General features: G+C 38.9%; 14 protein-coding genes. 9 read left to right on the top strand and 5 right to left on the bottom strand.

Translation table 11 applies throughout. The features are described 5' to 3' along the window. Positions 1 to 92: 92 nt before the first annotated feature. The 8 genes from LA360_RS01730 to LA360_RS01765 all read left to right on the top strand — a co-directional run bounded on the left by LA360_RS01730 (position 93) and on the right by LA360_RS01765 (position 11,721). Positions 93 to 3,956: a YodL domain-containing protein gene (locus LA360_RS01730; RefSeq protein ID WP_112483092.1), complete on the top strand. Its 3,864-nt coding sequence runs from the start codon at positions 93 to 95 to the stop codon at positions 3,954 to 3,956. Positions 3,957 to 3,959: 3 nt separating this feature from the next. Then, complete coding sequence (locus LA360_RS01735) at positions 3,960 to 4,166, top strand: transposon-transfer assisting family protein (protein WP_112483090.1); 207 nt, start codon at positions 3,960 to 3,962, stop codon at positions 4,164 to 4,166. Between the two features lie 187 nt (positions 4,167 to 4,353). Next, the gene (locus tag LA360_RS01740; RefSeq protein ID WP_112483088.1) at positions 4,354 to 6,465 is read left to right on the top strand and encodes a penicillin-binding transpeptidase domain-containing protein; all 2,112 of its coding nucleotides are present in this window, start codon (positions 4,354 to 4,356) and stop codon (positions 6,463 to 6,465) included. Then, entirely contained in the window at positions 6,413 to 7,654 is a 1,242-nt protein-coding gene (locus tag LA360_RS01745; RefSeq protein WP_112483086.1) for a DUF6070 family protein, read from the top strand. The genes LA360_RS01740 and LA360_RS01745 overlap by 53 nt, the downstream gene beginning before the upstream one ends. Further along, on the top strand, positions 7,654 to 8,931 hold the full coding sequence (locus tag LA360_RS01750; protein ID WP_112483084.1) for a DUF6070 family protein: 1,278 nt from the start codon (positions 7,654 to 7,656) through the stop codon (positions 8,929 to 8,931). The genes LA360_RS01745 and LA360_RS01750 overlap by 1 nt, the downstream gene beginning before the upstream one ends. 4 nt (positions 8,932 to 8,935) lie before the next feature. Beyond that, positions 8,936 to 10,204: a DUF6070 family protein gene (locus LA360_RS01755; protein WP_225537264.1), complete on the top strand. Its 1,269-nt coding sequence runs from the start codon at positions 8,936 to 8,938 to the stop codon at positions 10,202 to 10,204. Between the two features lie 11 nt (positions 10,205 to 10,215). Continuing rightward, positions 10,216 to 10,656: a hypothetical protein gene (locus tag LA360_RS01760; RefSeq protein ID WP_112483082.1), complete on the top strand. Its 441-nt coding sequence runs from the start codon at positions 10,216 to 10,218 to the stop codon at positions 10,654 to 10,656. A 6-nt stretch (positions 10,657 to 10,662) separates the two neighbouring features. Further along, positions 10,663 to 11,721, top strand: coding sequence for a WD40/YVTN/BNR-like repeat-containing protein (locus tag LA360_RS01765; protein ID WP_330411419.1), 1,059 nt, complete (start codon positions 10,663 to 10,665; stop codon positions 11,719 to 11,721). Positions 11,722 to 11,814: 93 nt separating this feature from the next. Here the strand turns inward: LA360_RS01765 and LA360_RS01770 are convergent, their stop codons facing one another. The 5 genes from LA360_RS01770 to LA360_RS01790 all read right to left on the bottom strand — a co-directional run bounded on the left by LA360_RS01770 (position 11,815) and on the right by LA360_RS01790 (position 16,475). After that, entirely contained in the window at positions 11,815 to 13,614 is a 1,800-nt protein-coding gene (locus LA360_RS01770) for a BlaR1 family beta-lactam sensor/signal transducer (RefSeq protein ID WP_225537266.1), read from the bottom strand. A gap of 1 nt (position 13,615) precedes the next feature. Further along, positions 13,616 to 14,002 (bottom strand): BlaI/MecI/CopY family transcriptional regulator, encoded by a 387-nt coding sequence (locus LA360_RS01775; RefSeq protein ID WP_112483080.1) that lies wholly within the window; start codon positions 14,000 to 14,002, stop codon positions 13,616 to 13,618. 209 nt (positions 14,003 to 14,211) lie between these two features. After that, entirely contained in the window at positions 14,212 to 14,559 is a 348-nt protein-coding gene (locus LA360_RS01780; protein ID WP_112483078.1) for a helix-turn-helix transcriptional regulator, read from the bottom strand. A gap of 222 nt (positions 14,560 to 14,781) precedes the next feature. Next, positions 14,782 to 16,185 carry a relaxase/mobilization nuclease domain-containing protein gene (locus LA360_RS01785; protein ID WP_112483076.1) on the bottom strand — a complete coding sequence of 468 codons (1,404 nt, stop codon included), beginning with the start codon at positions 16,183 to 16,185 and terminating at the stop codon, positions 14,782 to 14,784. Beyond that, on the bottom strand, positions 16,134 to 16,475 hold the full coding sequence (locus LA360_RS01790) for a MobC family plasmid mobilization relaxosome protein (RefSeq protein WP_112483074.1): 342 nt from the start codon (positions 16,473 to 16,475) through the stop codon (positions 16,134 to 16,136). The genes LA360_RS01785 and LA360_RS01790 overlap by 52 nt, the downstream gene beginning before the upstream one ends. Before the next feature lie 649 nt (positions 16,476 to 17,124). On the opposite strand from LA360_RS01790, the gene LA360_RS01795 reads away from it, so the two are divergent. After that, on the top strand, positions 17,125 to 17,454 hold the full coding sequence (locus tag LA360_RS01795; RefSeq protein ID WP_112483072.1) for a helix-turn-helix transcriptional regulator: 330 nt from the start codon (positions 17,125 to 17,127) through the stop codon (positions 17,452 to 17,454). Positions 17,455 to 17,913: the final 459 nt, after the last annotated feature.

Here is a 17,913-nt window from a genome sequence, read left to right on the forward strand (position 1 = left end):
GAGAAATCAAGTCCATACACTTTTTTTAATTTTGAGATACCGTCTTGTGAATTTACAGGGCGGTATTTTTGCGTTTGAAAAGGAGAAAAATTATGGCAGACGAAAGAACAGAAAAACAAAAAGTACAGGAAATCACAGACAAGCTGGAGGAAGGGTTAAAGGAACTATTTGAGAGCGAAAAGTACAAGACTTATCTTTCCACCATGTCAAAATTTCATAATTACAGCTTTAACAACACTTTACTTATCGCCATGCAAAAGCCGGAAGCAACGCTTGTAGCTGGATATAAAGCATGGCAGAAAAATTTTGAAAGACACGTCAATAAAGGAGAAAAGGCAATCCGTATTCTTGCCCCGGCTCCTTATAAAATCAAAGAGGAACGGGATAAATTAGACCCTGTGACGGGAGAGATGATGTTTGACGAAAACGGTATGCCTCAAAAGGAGCAGGTAGAGGTCACGATTCCGGCGTTTCGTGCTGTGTCTGTATTTGATGTATCGCAGACAGACGGAAAGCCAATTCCGGAACTGGAAGCACAGGAGTTGTTATCTACAGTGGAGGGATATGAGGACTTTGTGCAGGCACTTATGAATGTTGCCCCGGTTCCTATTGGCTTTGAGGATATTCCAGGCGATTCCAAAGGATATTTCCATACAGAGGAAAAGCGGATTGCGGTGCAGGAGAATATGAGCGAGAGCCAGACTTTAAAGACAATGGTTCATGAGGTAGCTCATTCCATGCTACATAATAAGGAAATCAATCGGGATGATTTGATGGAAGTACCTGCAAAAGACAGAAATACAAAAGAAGTAGAAGCAGAAAGCGTTGCCTATACGGTATGCCAGCATTTTGGCATAGATACCTCTGATTATTCCTTTGGTTATATTGCAGGGTGGAGCAGTGGCAAGGATATGAAGGAACTGAAATCTTCCCTGGACACCATACGAAAGACAGCATCGGAGCTTATTACAGGAATTGAAGGAGCGTTACAGGAATTGCAGCTAAATCGTGCCATAGAGAAGGAACAGAGTAAAGAGTGTATCCTGCTGATACAGAATGAGGATTTGACGGAGTTCAGCCTTGTCAATGTCCGTGGAATGGATACGCAGGAGCTTGTGGCTGCTCTTACTAACATGAGTGAGGATGATAAACTCAGTATACAGGCATACTTGGAAAGTAAAGGTGCATGGACTACAGAGCTTGGCAATGAGAAATCAAGAGAATTTGAGGAATACCACCTTGATGTTCGTTACAATTTTGATACGGATGAGATTACTGATGTAAAAGCAAAAATGACTGAACAGATTGACAGTAACCTTTCTGTGATGGGACAGGCAGAGAAGCTTATCAATCAGTTGGAAGCGGAGAAAACCATATTTACATCAGATGAGAGTAACTTGATTGTAAATTATGCTTATAAGCTCGATGATATGAATAAGACAAGGGAGCTTGCAGAAAAACTGGCATATCAGCTTGAGTATGCACAGCAGGATGTGGGTCTGACTATCATAGATGCACAGGCAGAGATTGATGCACTTCCAGACCCGATGATTGGTTTGTCTGAAATGCGTGAGTACGGTTATACATGGAATGAAATGCTACCACTGACGCAGGAGAAAGCATTGGAATTGTTTGACCATGATTTGCCCGTGTATCTGTTACACAATGATGGTTCGGAAACCACGGTAGAAGATAGAAAACAGATTACGGAGCATGAAGGAATTTTTGGCATTGAAAAAGGTGATTGGGAAAATGAAAGAAAACTTCGTTCTATGCAGGCTGAACTTTCGGACAATGAAATAAATAAAGAAGCAAAGCTTTTGTACGGCAGTTCTGACAAGTACGGTATTTATCAGTTGAAGCATAATCCGGAATTAGATCATTTGCGGTTTGAGGGCACAGAGTCTTTAAAGCGTATGGGTATTACAAAGGACAATTTTGATGCTATCAAGCCAGAAAATTATGAACTGATTTATGTAGGAAATCTGTCTGAACTGCAAGAGCAGACAGAGGGCGAAATGCTGGAAGCAATCTATGAGAAATTCAATATAGACCACCCGGAAGATTACAGAGGGCATTCCCTGTCTGTCAGTGATATTGTGGTCCTGCATCAGAATGGGAAAAACAGTGCTCATTTTGTGGATTCCTTTGGATTTACCGGACTTTCTGATTTTATGCAGACTTTGGAGGGAGTAAAAGAGCAGGAAGCGGAGATTGACACCTCTGGACAGGATGTCCAGAAGTCAGAGCCGGAGAAACAGGAGCTGGAGACTTCGGACAACACGTTGGAAGATGGGGATGAAATCATTGACCTTGGTGATGAAAAGGAACAGGTGCTTGCAGATATGAAGAAATCCTTGGAGATTGGGGAAGAAACCGAGCTTGCCTTTCAGATTGCAGACCGCTATATCAGTATCCAAGAGGTGGATGGAGGCTATGATTATTCCATTATGGGAGCCGATTATAAGGAGATTGACGGTGGAGTTTATGACAATCCGGATGTGACAATTAGGGAGGCACTGACAGACATCATAGATGATTTGAAATCCGCTCCAGACCATAACGGAGCGAAAGGGAGTATTAAGGAAAAGGATGAGCTGATACCGATTGATTATGATGGATTGATGGAAAAGGTTGAGGAAGCCAATGAAGTTGTACCAAAAAATCAAGAGAGCAGCATCATAGCAGATTTCAGGGCAAAGACCAATGAAATGTTCCATGACATTAGTGAAATGAATCCGGCAGAAATAGAAGAAACGATAAAATGCCATGTACAGGCAAAGATTGATGAGTATGATATTGATGCCACAATCATTGATGCTGTTGTTGTAGGAAGCAGGTGTAGAGGTTTGGAGAAGGACAGCTCTGATCTTGATGTGGTAGTGGAACTTTCTACGAATGAGAGAGAGGATGACTTATTCAATGCGTTTAATGAGGACGGGTTACATATCGGTGAGGTAAAGGTTGACATCAATCCGATTACTGCCCAACGTACCGGGACACTGGAAACGTATCTGCCACAGGCTGAGAAGTATCTGGAGAGCATCCGGCAGGAAAGGGAGCAGGAGCTGACACAACAGATGCATACACAGGGCGAAATGAAGAAAGAAGAGGTTGAAGTAACATTGATGGTATCCGAGTGTGGAGAATTTCATAATTTGGGAGAATTTTATGAGAATATTCCCACAGTAGAGGAGGCAATCGCTATCTGGAAACAGATACCGCCAGAACAAATGCATGGCATTCCTGCAATCGGCATCAATGTTCACAGACCGGGAGAAGAAAACTATATGGATGACGAAGTTGACCTGTTATCGGGTAACCGGATTGATCTGGAGATATTAGAACATATCCCAAGTATAACCGGTGAACCGAAGGCTATGGAAGTCATTGCAGAGCTTGTAGCAAAGCTGCCTGAAATGGAGATAGATGGTGTCATGTCTGAAGATATGGAAGCAAAGGTATGGGAGAAACGTATGCCGGATTTGACACCTGCAGAACAGCTTGCTGTGGAAATTGACCGTTTCAGCCATGATTATGATATTTATTCCTACCGCAACAACAACCCAAATATGACGGAAAGCGTGTCAGAGATTTCCGAGATGATAGTTCAAGGGAATACGGAGCCTATTACAGACTGGTTGAACGAGGTTATTTCCGAGGGAGCTTTGCCAGACGAAATGCAAAGGGCAAAAGTATTGCTGGAAAAATTGGCTGAATACAAGCCTCTTGCCAAGATTGAAGAAATGGAAGAACAAAATTATAACATGATTGACAATGTGCTGAATAATGGTGCAGAGAAAGCACAGAGGGAAGCAAACAAGAAGAATCAGGAACAATCTGCGGTAAAAGTTTCCTTAAAAGCTAGATTGGCTGAGAAAAAAGCACAGGTGGAAGGTTGTGGACAGGAACATGAAGTACAGGAAAATACAAAGAAAAATCAGAGGGAGATATAAGCGATGAATAATAAATTTACAGTAGAAGAAGTTAATTTAATCTGCATTTTTGAGTGTAAGAGCAGGACAAAGGTTATAAGTGATATTAAAAAAGCGATTAAGCATTTGGATGATGGTGAAATGGTAGAATTGTCAAATCGGGTAGTTGCCAAGTTGAATAATATGACAGATAAAGAATTCGCAGTGATGGAGTTTGTAGTAACGGAATAGAAATAGTTTTGCTGGCAGAGCATGGAAATGCATGTGTTTTGCCAGCATAAATTATATTAGCTTGACACAAAAATATTACGGGTGTAATATTTAACACGAGAGAATTTTTTTTAGTTTAAAATCTTACAAGTGTAATATTAAAGGTGAGTAGGAAATATATTTTGTAAAGAACGGAGGTTAGACAAAGGTGAAGCGTAGAGTAAGAAGGAAAAAGAAACAAAGAACGACAATTTGTTTGACGGTATTTGTGTTGGGAATAACGTTTATTGGAGCTATTGTATGTATTGGCATTTTGTATAGAAAGCAAAATACATTGGTTTCTCCAGAAGAACTTTTAGTTGAATATATGAATCATATTCCAAAGCAGGAGTATGAAGAAATGTATGCGATGTTAAACATTGAAGCATCAAGAAATATAAGTCAGGATGATTTTGTAAAGCGAAATTCGGCTATTTATGAAGGTATTGAAGTGGACAATATGGAGATTGAAGTTACAGCATATGATGAGGAACGAAAAGCAGTAACTTATCAAACTTCTTTTGATACGGTAGCAGGTAATATCAGTTTTGAAAATGAGGCAATTTTTCAGAAGGACGAAGAGGGATATGAGTTGGTATGGGACGATTCACTGATCTTTCCGAAATTAGGTTCAACAGACAAGGTAAAGATTTCTACCACGCAGGCAAATCGAGGGGATATTTTGGATAGAAATGGGCGGGTTCTTGCCGGAAAAGGCGTTGCATCTTCGGTTGGAATTGTACCGGGAAAATTGGAAGATAGAGATGAAGCTATTCAGCAAATAGCAGAGTTGTTGGAAATTGAACCAGAAGTGATTGAAAAGATACTGTCTGCAAAGTGGGTAAAAGAAGATTCCTTTGTACCAATTAAAACGATTCCTAAAGTGGCAGAAATTGAGTTAATGAAAATCGAGCCGGATGAAGAGGTGTTGAAAGAGAATGAAAGACAAAAAAAATTGCTTGAAATTCCGGGAGTGATGATATCTGACACTGAGGTGCGAGAGTATCCATTAGGTGAGGCAGCTGCGCATTTAGTAGGTTATGTACAGAGTGTTACCGCAGAAGATTTAGAGAACCATGCGGGAGAGGGATATACAGCCAATAGCGTAATGGGTAAAAGCGGAATGGAAGGTTTATTTGAAAAAGAACTGAAAGGACAAAACGGCTGCGACATTTATATTGTAGATTCTAATGGGAACAAGAAAGCGGAACTTGCGAGCATATTTGTACAGGATGGAAAGGACATACAACTAACTATAGATGCTGAACTTCAGAGGTCATTATATGAGCAGTTTAAAGAAGATAAAAGTTGTTCTGTAGCGATGAACCCGTATACAGGAGAAGTTTTGGCTTTGGTCAGTACACCGTCCTATGATAATAATGATTTCATCATGGGGTTATCTAATGAACAGTGGACTGCACTGAACGAGGACGAGAATAAGCCGATGTATAATCGCTTTCGACAGGTATGGTGTCCTGGATCGACTTTCAAACCGATAATTGCAGCAATTGGGTTGGAATCAGAAGCAATTGATCCGATGGAGGACTATGGAAATGAAGGGTTAAGTTGGCAAAAAGATTCTTCATGGGGGTCTTATTGTGTGACTACACTTCATACATATGAACCTGTCATTTTAGAGAATGCATTAATTTATTCAGATAATATTTATTTTGCAAAAGCTGCATTAAAAATTGGTACAGAAGAGATGGAAAGCTCATTGACGGAACTGGGATTTAATGAAGAGATTCCATTTGATATTAAGATGGCAAAATCACAATACTCTAATACAGAAAACATTGAAACGGAAATACAATTAGCAGACAGTGGTTATGGACAAGGACAGGTTTTGGTAAATCCTTTGCATATGGCATGTATCTATTCTGCTTTCTGTAATGAGGGAAATATCATTAAACCTTATTTGGTTTATCAGAATGAAGCAGCTGTCACGTATTGGATGCCGGGAGCATTTTCTAAGGAAACAGCAAACCGGGTATTAGAAGGAACAAAAAGAGTTGTGAATGATTCTCATGGAACCGGATATGCAGCCCATCGGGATGATATTGTTTTGGCTGGAAAGACAGGTACCGCAGAGATTAAGGCATCGAAGGATGATACTTCGGGTACGGAACTGGGATGGTTTGCTATTTATACGACAGATAATACAGTGGAACACCCTATATTGATTATCAGCATGGTAGAGGATGTAAAAGGAAGAGGAGGAAGTGGCTATGTCGTTAAAAAGGATAGTGCAGTTTTGGAGGAGTGGTTTCATAGTAATTAGCATTATGACGTTGCTTAGCGTTTCTGGGTGTAGTGATATATCTTCGGAAGAAGTACCTTTTGTAGATAGTGAAGATGAGGTACAAGTTCAACAGCAGAATACGAAGGAAAATGAAGAGGAGATTATAAATACTTGTTTGCATCTTTATGAAAATGCAGCAGAGGAAAACAAGATTGCTGATTTAGAAGTGGTTCGCAGTATTGTAAATCAGTTTGGGGAAAATGGGTATTCCGCTGTTGACAGTAAAAACCAAGTTGATATGACCCAAGCGGATCAGGTAGTAGAATTTTGTGAGATTGTAGAGACACAGGGAGAAGCTGAAATAACAATTATTGAAGTTGGTTATTCAGGGGGATTTGTCAAATATGATTTGAATACAAAAGATGGAAAAGTCAATGTGGTCAATACCTGTTATAAATATGAAAACGGAAATATGCAAAGAGAGGCTACAATAAGCTATCAGGCTGAAAATTGGAGCTATACAAAAGAAGGATATCTTATGTTTTCAGGGGTCTGGTTCTCAGAAGAATTATATCTTCTTACATTAAGTGGAGCAGAGGAGCATACCGCATTACGAGTTCAGCCATTGGATGAAACATACCGGGAGTTGAGTCGGAAATATCTTCTTTCAATCGGATTTGAACAGAATAATATGTTTCTTGTAGATTGGAGTGAGGATGATTTTGGAGAATTGAATTTCTACGATATGTTTGACCTGCTCTATCCAAAAGTTTATGGGACAAATATTCCTTATGTTGCAGATGACAATTTGGGAGTTGGCGCTGTTTATCAAATACCCAAGGATGATTTTGAGCGTGTTATCCTGCCCTATTTCAATATTGATAGTGAAACATTGCAATCCAAAACCATCTATAATGCAGAGGATAAAACATATGAATATAAACCGAGAGGATTTGAGGAAGTAGAGTATCCGGAATACCCATATTCAGAGGTAATCGGATTCACAGAAAACGGTGATGGAACACTTACTCTGACAGCCAATGTGGTGTTTCCGTATGTGGGGGATTCTAAAGTATATGCACATGAGGTTGTAGTTCGTCCTTTAGAGAATGGAGGAGTACAGTATGTGTCTAACCGAATTATACCATCAGAGGATAATTGTGAGGAAACATGGCATACACCTCGCCTGACAGCGAAGGAATGGGATGAAATATATGGAGGTAAATGATGGAAGATGTGAAATGGCTGCTTAGAAAGTGCGGATTTCCAATTTTGATATTCTTGTTTGTTGTTATAGTTGGTACGGTCTGTTGGGAAAAATTGAAAACGGAGAAACCTCAAAATGTAGCAGAGGAAGTATGGGAACCTCCTGTAGAAATCGAGAACAGCGAAGAGGTATCGGTAGAGGAAGCAGATACGGAATCTTCTATGGAGTCTGTATATTGGTTCGTGCCTCAATCTGAGGAGTGTTTAATTACAGATGAGGAAAAGAAAGAATTACAAAGTATGGTATTATCAGCAGCTGAATCAGTCAGTGAAATATATGTGGATATAGTAATTTCAGATGCACCAAACTATTCTTCTGGTATTAGTGACTTCACTGGCGAACAGCGAAAAGTTGTTGTAGAACACTTGGGCAGTAAAGGATTGGTGAGTGTAGAAGAAGATACTTATATGCAAAATTCAGAACTAATTGAGAATTTTTATTCAGATTATTTGAATGGTCAAGATTCGATGATTACAGTGTTTGAGGTAGAGAAAGATGGATTGATTGGAGCAGTAACCTTTATTTATCGGAAAGGAAAGTTACAGAACTATTATATTGGGGTTCGATGGAAGCAAGGCGGAGTGCCCGAAATACAAGGAACTTCTGTAAGTGATGTGGCTGAAATAAAACTGACAGAAAAAGGATATTTTATCTATGCCTATAAAGAAGTTATGGCTCATGCAAGTCTAAGGCAGTATTGGAGGATAAAACCTCTTTCCGAAAGATGCAGAGAACTAACTGAGAAATACATTTCGGGATTAAGCTATGTAAATTATAATATGCTCGTTGTAAACTGGGATAGCAGCAATGTGGAAGACATATTGATGCCATGTATGTTTGAAGATATTTATCGTATTCACACGGGTGAAAATTTAAAAACTGAAGATTGGAAGATTCCAGCAAAAGAATATGAGAATATAATGACCACTTATTTTCCGGTATCTGTAGAACAATTAAGGAAAAATTGTAAATATGACGAGAGTAGTAATAGCTATGAGTATGAAATGATTTACGCCAGTCCATATCCACCTTTCGGGGAAGTTGTTGACTATACGGAAAATGCGGATGGAACGATTACACTTATCGTGGACGGAGTATGGCCGGATTACAATTCTGACCTTGCTTTTAGAAATAAGATTGTAGTTCAGCCTTTTGGAGATGGGACTTTCAGATATCTTTCTAATTCTATAGAGCAAATAGAATTGGAACTACCACCTATAGCAAGAAGGAAAGGGTGACATTATGGAATTAAGCAAAAAATACTTTATAGTGCTTATAATATTTATAATCGGGTACTTCATATGTGCATGTGGAAAAGAAGATAATAATGCAAGTGAATCACTTGTAGAAGATACAAAAGAATCAGCTTATATTGAGAAAACAAAAGGGGCTGAGGAAGAAGCGGCAGAGCAATGGTCAAAAGGCTATGACCTTCCTGTGGATGAACAGGAAGCGAAAGAAGCTGAGAATGATTGCATAGCGATGATTGAACTTATCTCTGATATTTATGAAGGGGCAGATAAAGGTTCGGCATCCAATGTTGTATTGAGTGATAAGATAGTCTTTGAAATGCAAAAAAAACTGGCAGAGACGAAATGTTCAATTACAACATTGATAACATACTCAAATATGGAAAATTATGAAAATGTGGACGATTTTCTTACTGAGAGTATGGAAGGAAAACGTGGTTCTGTAGTAGTTTATGAGATACATAGTGATGGTGGAATAGGTAGAATAAAATACATTTATGATGGAACGGATATGTATGTTGTAAGTGCAAGATGTGGGTGGGATGATAATAACAAGCCGGGAATGTCCTATATATCTTACACCAGAATAAAAGAGTGGAAATATACAGATAAAGGATGGTTCTGCTATGAGTTATGTGTGCCAGAACCGCCAGAGGTCAGTGAAATTATGGATGGAAGCTGCCTAGTCAGAGTAAAGCCAATGACAGAGGAACAGCGTGAAATGTCTGAAAAATGTGTGAGAGGTCTTGGTTATCAAGGCAATAACGTTTTATGCTCTAATTGGGATTATAATCATATGGAGAAATTAGATTACAACGGAATGTATGAATATCTGTATGCAATGAAATATCAGAAAGCGTTTAATTCAGAGGATTATCCGGATGGAATACCAAAAGAGGAATTTGAGAGTTTGATTATGGAGTATCTCCCTGTAACAGCAGAGCAGATACGGGAGTACGCAGAATTTGATGATGAAAACCAGACATATTATTGGGTGCGACTTGGATGTTTTAATTATGCACCTACTTTCTTTGGAACTTCCCTTCCGGAGGTTGTCGATATCAAAGATAACGAAGATGGGACAGTCACGTTAACTGTGGAGGCGGTTTGTGATATGGTCATTTGTGATGATGCGGTCATAACCCATGAACTTACGGTAAGGTTTGCAGAGGATGGCAGTTTTCAGTATTTAGGGAATCAAATTCTGAATGATGGAATTAAGCAGATACCAGATTATCAATATCGTATCAATGTGAATTAAGGAGGCAGAGTATGAAAAAAACAAAAATAGCGGGGATATGCTTGATTGTTTTGATACTTGCAGCATTTGTATCGGTTCCTGTTTACAATAATTACTGTGCATATAATGTAGAGAAAATGTTGTGTGAAACACCTTTGCCAGAACAGACAGAATTGATAGAAGCTATATCAAAGGCAGGAAAGCTGACGGGAAACGGAAATGGGATGCAATATTTCGGGGCAATTCTAATCAAGAGTGAATTGTCTTTGGAAGAATTGGATGCTTACTATTCAGAGTACAGGAGTAATGGATGGGAATATCTTGTGGAAGTTCAGGAAGGGCAGTCTGTTGAGATGCTTGAACACGGTGGACTACAATTTTCAGAAGAAATAAAGGGCAACAGTTATTATATTGTATATTCGTGGGGAAGTGGAAATTCTTTATTGAGGGAATTGGATATACGTGGACACTAAAATGGATTGGAGATGATACTGATTATGAAGAAATATTTCAAAGTTATTATTTGTTTTATAGGTTTAGTTTGTGCGATGATTTTAATTTTGGGGATATCCTTTTCTTATATTACAAATTATAAGAAGATAACTATTGATACCTCGAATTCGCCAGATAGAAAATACGAATTGACACTTCAGGCAGTCGGAGAACCAGACTGGCCTTTTGGTTCAGCAAGTGGACGATTAGTCCTTATGGAAAGCAAAGATAAGATATCTCAAACAGATTTTGAATTGGACAATGACGGTGGAAGCATCACCAGTAGTTGTTGGAAAGTTACATGGTATGAGGACTATGTAGAAGTAATCCTGTCAGGCGAAGAACAATTTGATGAGCAAGTCATTTTATATTTTGATGGTACGGTAGATATGAAACAGTTGCCTAATACAGAAGTTGCAGAGCAAGAAAATGATACATCTGTTGAATATACCACGAAGCCTGATAGCATTGATCTGGGAGAATCAAATCAAAAAAATATTACAGAGCAGGTAGATAAAGCGAAAAAAGCAGAAAGCTGGACAATGGATGAAAGTAATGGAACCATGTATTTCTTTTTGGATGAACAGAATGGATGGCGTTTAGTGGTAGTAGATGCGGCTGCTGGAAGTAGATTTTACGTTATGGAACGGACTGCTGATGGCGGTGATACTTGGGAGCGAATTAACGAAGATCCTTTTGATAATCAAGCAGGCGTTGCTGAAGGGGTGATGTTTTTGGATGATAATTTTGGAATTGCAGGACTTGCAGGTGCATCTCAGTCTGATTCTACACTATATATTACAAAAGATGGAGGAAGATCATTTGGTGAGATAAAATTGCCAATGAGTACGGTTACTGAATTACCAGAATCTGCAAAAGAATATGGATTTACAGTAGAGGATTATGATTATTTAAATATGCCTCAAATAGGTGCTACAACATTGATAATAATGGTTACAACAGATAAAGTGGAGAACGATGGAATTGTATTTGAATCAGAAGATGGTGGAGACACATGGAAATATAGAGGGGTAACTCAAAATTAGTAGTATTATTATAAATTGGGTAAAGGTTCAGTGGTATTGGCCTTTACCCAATTTTTTCCATGATAATAGAAAGTTAGCTGTACAGGAGATACTTTATTGTGTCCAGATATTCATGTCAGATAATATAGACATGGTTATTTCAGCAGCATTACTTCCGGTAGCGTTGTTATCGGCTCCAATATTAGTAGCAAAAAAGTATGTATTATTTACGATTTCGATATAGCCGATAAACCAGCCATTCACATCTTGTCCACCTACACGTCCGGTTCCTGTTTTTCCGTAGAATTTTCCAGTATTGGAAGAGGAAAGGCAGATGGAGTCTTTTACAGCATTGATATTTTCAGAAGAAAAACCTAAGCTATTGTTTTGCAGTTTCATCAAAAGTTCAACTTGCTCCACTGGGGAAATCTTTAAGGAGGATTCCAGCCAATAAGTGGAGAGATCGCCACTCACATTTTCATTTCCATATCCGATTTGCTGAATATAGTTGTAAATGTTAGTGGATGCAAGTTGTTCGTCTATTGATTGGAAATACCAGTTAACAGAGGATGTCATCGCAGACTGTAAGGTCTGATCAGCGTTCCATGCTTCAAACGGATAGCTTTCTCCATTCCATGCAATAAAGGAATCTTCTGGTGTAATGACACCTTCTTCCAATCCAAATAAAGCATCATATATCTTGTAAGTGGAATCCGGCGCAACTCGTAGCGTAGCATGTTCTATATCATGTATGCTCCAGGCATCATTTCCCAGATCGTATAAAACAAAGCTTCCTTCGTATTTTCCAAAGTATTTAGAAAAATCTACATATGAAATATTTTCTGAGGAAGATTTCCATTGGTAGTGACTTTCGTCCGCTGCATATGTAGAAATAAAAGGTGTAAGTCCCATTATTAGAACTGTGGTCAGTATAAAAGCAGTCATGCCTTTTAACTTCTTGTAAAACGTTGGTTTCTCATAAGAAGCGATGTTGATAATGCGACGCTTTATTTGTTTCATGTTTCCGCTAAGGTTGGCGGCAAATGGAAAAGGAGAAAAGGAGACCTTTTCTATAAAGTTGATCAGCGTATTTCCGTAATCCTCATAATCGTCCTCTTCAAGCATTTTTAGAACAGAAGTGTCACAGGCAACTTCTCTGTCATTACGCATTTCTCTTAGCGCAAACCAGACAAAGGGGTTAAACCAATAAAGCACTCCGGCAAAGTTCATAAGATAATTGGCAATGGCATCCTTATGTCTGTAGTGTTGCAGTTCATGTAATAGCATATATCTCATATCAGATTCGTGATAATCTGAGATTAAATGAATTGGAAGATAAATACATGGCTTCAAAAATCCTACGATAATAGGTGATTTCAAAAAAGCGGTACTGTACACAGGAATATTCCTTGTTATTTTCATCTCATTCAAGCATTTGTTATACAGTCTGCGAACCTCTGAGTTCTGAAGGGGGAGCGCAGATTTCTTTATTGTGCGTAAACGAAGAGAAGATTTGATTACCAATATCATCATCGCAAGCATTCCCACAATCCATATACCTAATAAAATGTATCCGGTAACTGATGGCGTGTCTTTATTTACAGAAAGGGCAAAGTCATTCATCCAATTTGTGGTACCAGATAAACCGGTATCCATAACATTATTTGCACCAACATCGGCATGAGAAGCGGAAGAGTTTCTTACGCTACTGAGCCATGAGAAAATTTGTGGAAAACTAACTAGACGGAAGGGGATAAAAGGCACTGCTAAAAGTCCGAGTAACAGCAACCACAGATTATACTGCATCCGGCTGGACAAGTTGTTTCTAAATACCCATTTGGCTATCAAAAGAATTCCAACGATACCGCTGATAAATACATTGCATAATAAAAAGCGTATCATGAAATTAGCCATGTTAATCGCCTCCTTTTTTCCCTCTCTTGGAAAGAAGAGAGCGAAGCGTTTCTATCTCTGTTTCGGATAATTTGTCATTTTCAATGTAGGCAGACAACATAGCAGTGATATCCCCATCATAATAGCGATTCAGGAAGGAATTACTTTCCTGACTAATATATTCACTTTCTTTTACTACTGGGGTGTAAACGAAAACACGACTCTGTTTTTCATAAGTGAGTACACCTTTGGTAACAAGACGCTTAATGAGTGTCTGTATCGTTTTAGGACTCCAATTTGTGGTCTGTAGTAGTCTGTCTGTGATTTCGTTGGTACTGATTGGAGCATGTTTCCATACGATTTTCATGACTTCAAATTCTGCTTCGGAAATCTGTGGTAAATCGCCCATCTAATATCCCTCCTTAAATCTTACGAATGTAATAAAATTATTATAAATGTTAGTATTCATACTGTCAATTCAAATAAATAGGTTGATTTTAAATCTTACTTATGTAATAATTAAAATATTACATAAGTAAGATTATTGAAAGGAGATAATAAGTACAAAAAATTGGAAATAAGAAACCCAATAGTTTCGCACAGCTACTATTGGGTTTATCAATAAGTAGGATTATCTTGTTTTCGCAGTAATTCAAGCAAATAGCGAACCATAGGTAATAAATCATTAGCTTCCTGTTCCGTGCAATCATTTAATAAGGTAAGGAGCTTCTGTAGATTTGGCTTCTGGTCGTTGCAATCCGGGTAGAAAATCTTGTCAGCTGGTATCTTCAAATATGTAATCAATGGATACAGCTTCTCAAATTTTGGGTTACCACGTCCAGCCTCTATGTTCAGTATGGTACGTTGATCAAGATTAAGAATTTCTGCCAGCTTTTCCTGTGAAAGACCGAGTTCTGTTCGGTATTCACGTACTGCATTGGCAAGATTTTGTTTTATATCCTGCATTGTAATTCACCTCGATAGTAGTTTACATTACACATCGGCAGGAGTGAATTGCGTTAGAATACAGAGTGAATATGGAGTACAGTACATGATAAAACGAAGGTGGAAAATACGAGGAAAAAAGAATATCAGTATAAAAAGCAGCAAGAGCTTACTACACACGTTAAGGTGTATCGTAACGAAGTGAAAAACTTCAATGCGATACACCTTTTTTGATGGGCAAAATCAGAGAGTAGTTTGGTCCTTTTCCGGTTTCCTGTCATTAGTCTGCTGAACTGACGAACTACGGTTAAGATATTGATTCAGATTATCTAATTTTCTGTTGAGAGCATGGATTTCTTTCTCCGCAGATTTATAGGTTTTCTGTAAGGTTTCTTTCTTGGAATACAAAGAATTGTATTCGTTACGGAGCTTTTCAATATCAAGCGTTTTAGGGTTGATTCCAAGACGTTTTAGCATATTTTCTGCACCGTCATGGAGCAGAAGTTCTGTTTCGTGACTTCGCAGGTAAGCATCAGGATTTTTAGATTTTCGATAACGGACATGATAGATATGATTCGTCTGATATTGCTCAACATATTTTAATATCTGCCCTAAATCCTTTAATTGATGCTCGGTTTCAACAAGACTGTTTCGTGCAGTTTTGGCAAGAACCGATTTAGCTGCAAGCTGTTTTTCCAGCTCGGCAATGGAGCCTGTTTCACTGTAACTGCTGGCAGCAATCTTTAGGTTTTGGATGTCCGCCCAAGCTTTAAGACCGGGACTTTGTTCAAACTTTTCTTCTGAGGTGTCAATGAGCTTTTGGGAAGAAAAATCTTTGACAAGCTGCTTCTTTTTTGTAGGAAATGGAATACGCTTTTTAGGCTGTACCAATGCCTTTGCTTCGATCCGTTCCTTAATTCGTTCTTTGGTGTATTCCACACCTAAAGAGTTGGCTCTGCCACGGATAAAATGCTCACGGTCAAGTGGTCGGAAGGAAATATATTTTAAAGATTTTTCATCAAAGGTTTCGCCTTTTATCTCATATCCTTTGGCATGGATAAGGTCAAGAAAGTTCTCATAAGTTTCAGCAGTTTGGATAGCTTCGTCAATGTCATTTTTGAGCTTGGTTTTCCATGAGGAATTGTTTTTGTTGGAGAGCCATTCCTTGTATGTTTTTCCACGCTGGTCAGTGGGTGGCAGGACGGATAACTGATGCTCGGAACACAGCTCATCATTCAGATGCCGGATGTGATAGTAGGTCTTTTTACAGTCATGGTATTTCTCATGATTGATGTTATCTGCAGCACAGAAAATGATGTGGTTATGAACGTGTCCTTTGTCAATGTGGGTAGCCACAATGTAAGAGTATTTTCCTTCCAGTAGTTTGTCGGCAAGCTCTATACCGATTTGATGAGCTTCCTTATAAGATACTTCTCCGGGCATAAATGCCTGTATTAGATGAAAGGCTTTGTTTGGGTCTGCCTGATTGGTTTTTGACAGGGCAAACTTGAAATCAAAAGCAGCAGTTTCCGGACTGCATCCAAAGGAAGAAATGAGAATGCTTTCATCTGTCTTTGCAGGGTTGCAGATGTAATCTACTGCTTTATTGACGGTTGCTTGGATAGCATGGATTTTTGTGATTGCCATACCTGTTTCATCAGCTCCTTTACCTCTTTTACATCGGCTTCATAGACGTTGCCCGTGGCGTTCATACGCTTGGCAATCTGGTTTAAATTGTTCCCGATGCGAGAGAGGATTGTGTTGTATTCCCGTAGGTGTTCATAGTTTACATCATAGACATATCCGTACAAAATCAGATGTCGGATAAAGACGGATTTGCTTTTCATATTGGAGGCTTTCCACTTCTGTTCTAGGATGTACTGTTCATCATCGCTAAGATATATTTTCAATTCATTTTGTCTTTCTCTTTTTGCCATTGCTTTGTCCTTTCCCTTCCTTATTTATGAAGAAGATTTTGTAATATGCCGTATCCGGCAGTGTGCTTTTTGAACGTAAAAATTCAGAAATTCCCGTGGAGTTATTACTGAGTTTTTGAGTGCAAAGGGGGTCAGGGGGATATGCCCCATGCAAGCCAATTTTCTCAAGTTTCTACTTGGAAGAAATTTGGGGAAATGGTGCCTGTGAGGGAACACAGGCAGTGCTTGCTATCTTTGGCAAATTGCCCGCAGGGAATTTGCGAGTTTTAGGCTGCATAGGCAGCCTGTCCAAAACTCATACGGGCGATACCGCCCATTTATGGACAGCGTCCGGCTGTCCGGCTTCGGAGAACGGCATAGGTAATAAAAAAACTGCCACGGTTCACAGCAGGCATCAGATGCCTGTGAAGTTCCATAGCAGTTTGTGTGTCTTTTTATGAATTTGTGATTTTATCCATAAAAGATTTTAGCAACCAGAAGCTGCAAAGTCAATAAGAGAAAGCAGGAGAGAAAAGAGTATTTATTTTGGGATAAGTTTAGTTGATTGTATCAAAAGTGGTTGCGGAAAAAAGCCTGCTTTAATATGAAAGGTTTTTTCCGGTTCGTTTTTTACAATGAGATTGGAGAATTTACAGAAAGGAGGTAAAGCATGAATACGGCAGATCGCAGAGCTGAAATAATAAATATTCTGCTTGTCAGACGTCGCATTACGGCGAAAGAACTGGCAGACGAATTTCATGTTACGGTTCGCACAATACAAAATGATATTCAGGCTTTATCTCTTGGTTTTCCAATCTATACGAAACAGGGAGGCGATGGTGGAATTTTTGTTGGAGAGAATTATAAGCCGTATATGAATACGCTGACTCCTCTTGAACTGAAAGTTTTACAGGAAATGTATGAACTGGCAGAGGGGATACATAAGAAAGTTTTATTTCAGGTTATCTGCAAGTATGGACCGAATAAGCTGGAACTCTAATCTTGTCATTCCGCTAAAGCACATAATTTTTACAACACCGTTTATAGCAGACGGAAGTGTGCTTATGTGCTTTTTGGACTGATAAGTCCAGAGTTGATTTTATCCCAAATGCAGGCAGAAGCCTGTGAATGTACCTTGACAATTTCATATACAAATGCGTACAGGACGTGTGGAATATGTGGAGCCACTATGCGGACACGCCAAGAGATACCTGCTTTCTTTTATAGAGAAGGTTCATACGAAGGAATACTGAAACTTGGTATTGAAGTTAAGGTAAGTAGCGAGGAATGTCTGGCAAAATGTGTAGCAGTTGCACGGGGCAAAGATACATATTTTTGATAATGATACTTCCGGAGAAATCCGGTCAATTTGGATGACGGTGCGATACCGATGTGGGCAGAGTAATGAACTGCCACCTGTATGGATTTTTTATTATCTGCTGATGAGAGATAGGAGCAT

It is taken from the genome of Enterocloster clostridioformis (assembly GCF_020297485.1).
Taxonomy (GTDB): domain Bacteria; phylum Bacillota; class Clostridia; order Lachnospirales; family Lachnospiraceae; genus Enterocloster; species Enterocloster clostridioformis.

Coding starts and splice junctions, on each gene's coding strand:
- LA360_RS01730 (WP_112483092.1), top strand. CDS start 93: ATGGCAGACGAAAGAACAGAAAAACAAAAAGTACAGGAAATCACAGAC.
- LA360_RS01795 (WP_112483072.1), top strand. CDS start 17,125: ATGAATACGGCAGATCGCAGAGCTGAAATAATAAATATTCTGCTTGTC.
- LA360_RS01790 (WP_112483074.1), bottom strand. CDS start 16,475: ATGGCAAAAAGAGAAAGACAAAATGAATTGAAAATATATCTTAGCGAT.
- LA360_RS01750 (WP_112483084.1), top strand. CDS start 7,654: ATGGAAGATGTGAAATGGCTGCTTAGAAAGTGCGGATTTCCAATTTTG.
- LA360_RS01785 (WP_112483076.1), bottom strand. CDS start 16,185: ATGGCAATCACAAAAATCCATGCTATCCAAGCAACCGTCAATAAAGCA.
- LA360_RS01780 (WP_112483078.1), bottom strand. CDS start 14,559: ATGCAGGATATAAAACAAAATCTTGCCAATGCAGTACGTGAATACCGA.
- LA360_RS01760 (WP_112483082.1), top strand. CDS start 10,216: ATGAAAAAAACAAAAATAGCGGGGATATGCTTGATTGTTTTGATACTT.
- LA360_RS01775 (WP_112483080.1), bottom strand. CDS start 14,002: ATGGGCGATTTACCACAGATTTCCGAAGCAGAATTTGAAGTCATGAAA.
- LA360_RS01755 (WP_225537264.1), top strand. CDS start 8,936: ATGGAATTAAGCAAAAAATACTTTATAGTGCTTATAATATTTATAATC.
- LA360_RS01745 (WP_112483086.1), top strand. CDS start 6,413: ATGTCGTTAAAAAGGATAGTGCAGTTTTGGAGGAGTGGTTTCATAGTA.
- LA360_RS01735 (WP_112483090.1), top strand. CDS start 3,960: ATGAATAATAAATTTACAGTAGAAGAAGTTAATTTAATCTGCATTTTT.
- LA360_RS01770 (WP_225537266.1), bottom strand. CDS start 13,614: ATGGCTAATTTCATGATACGCTTTTTATTATGCAATGTATTTATCAGC.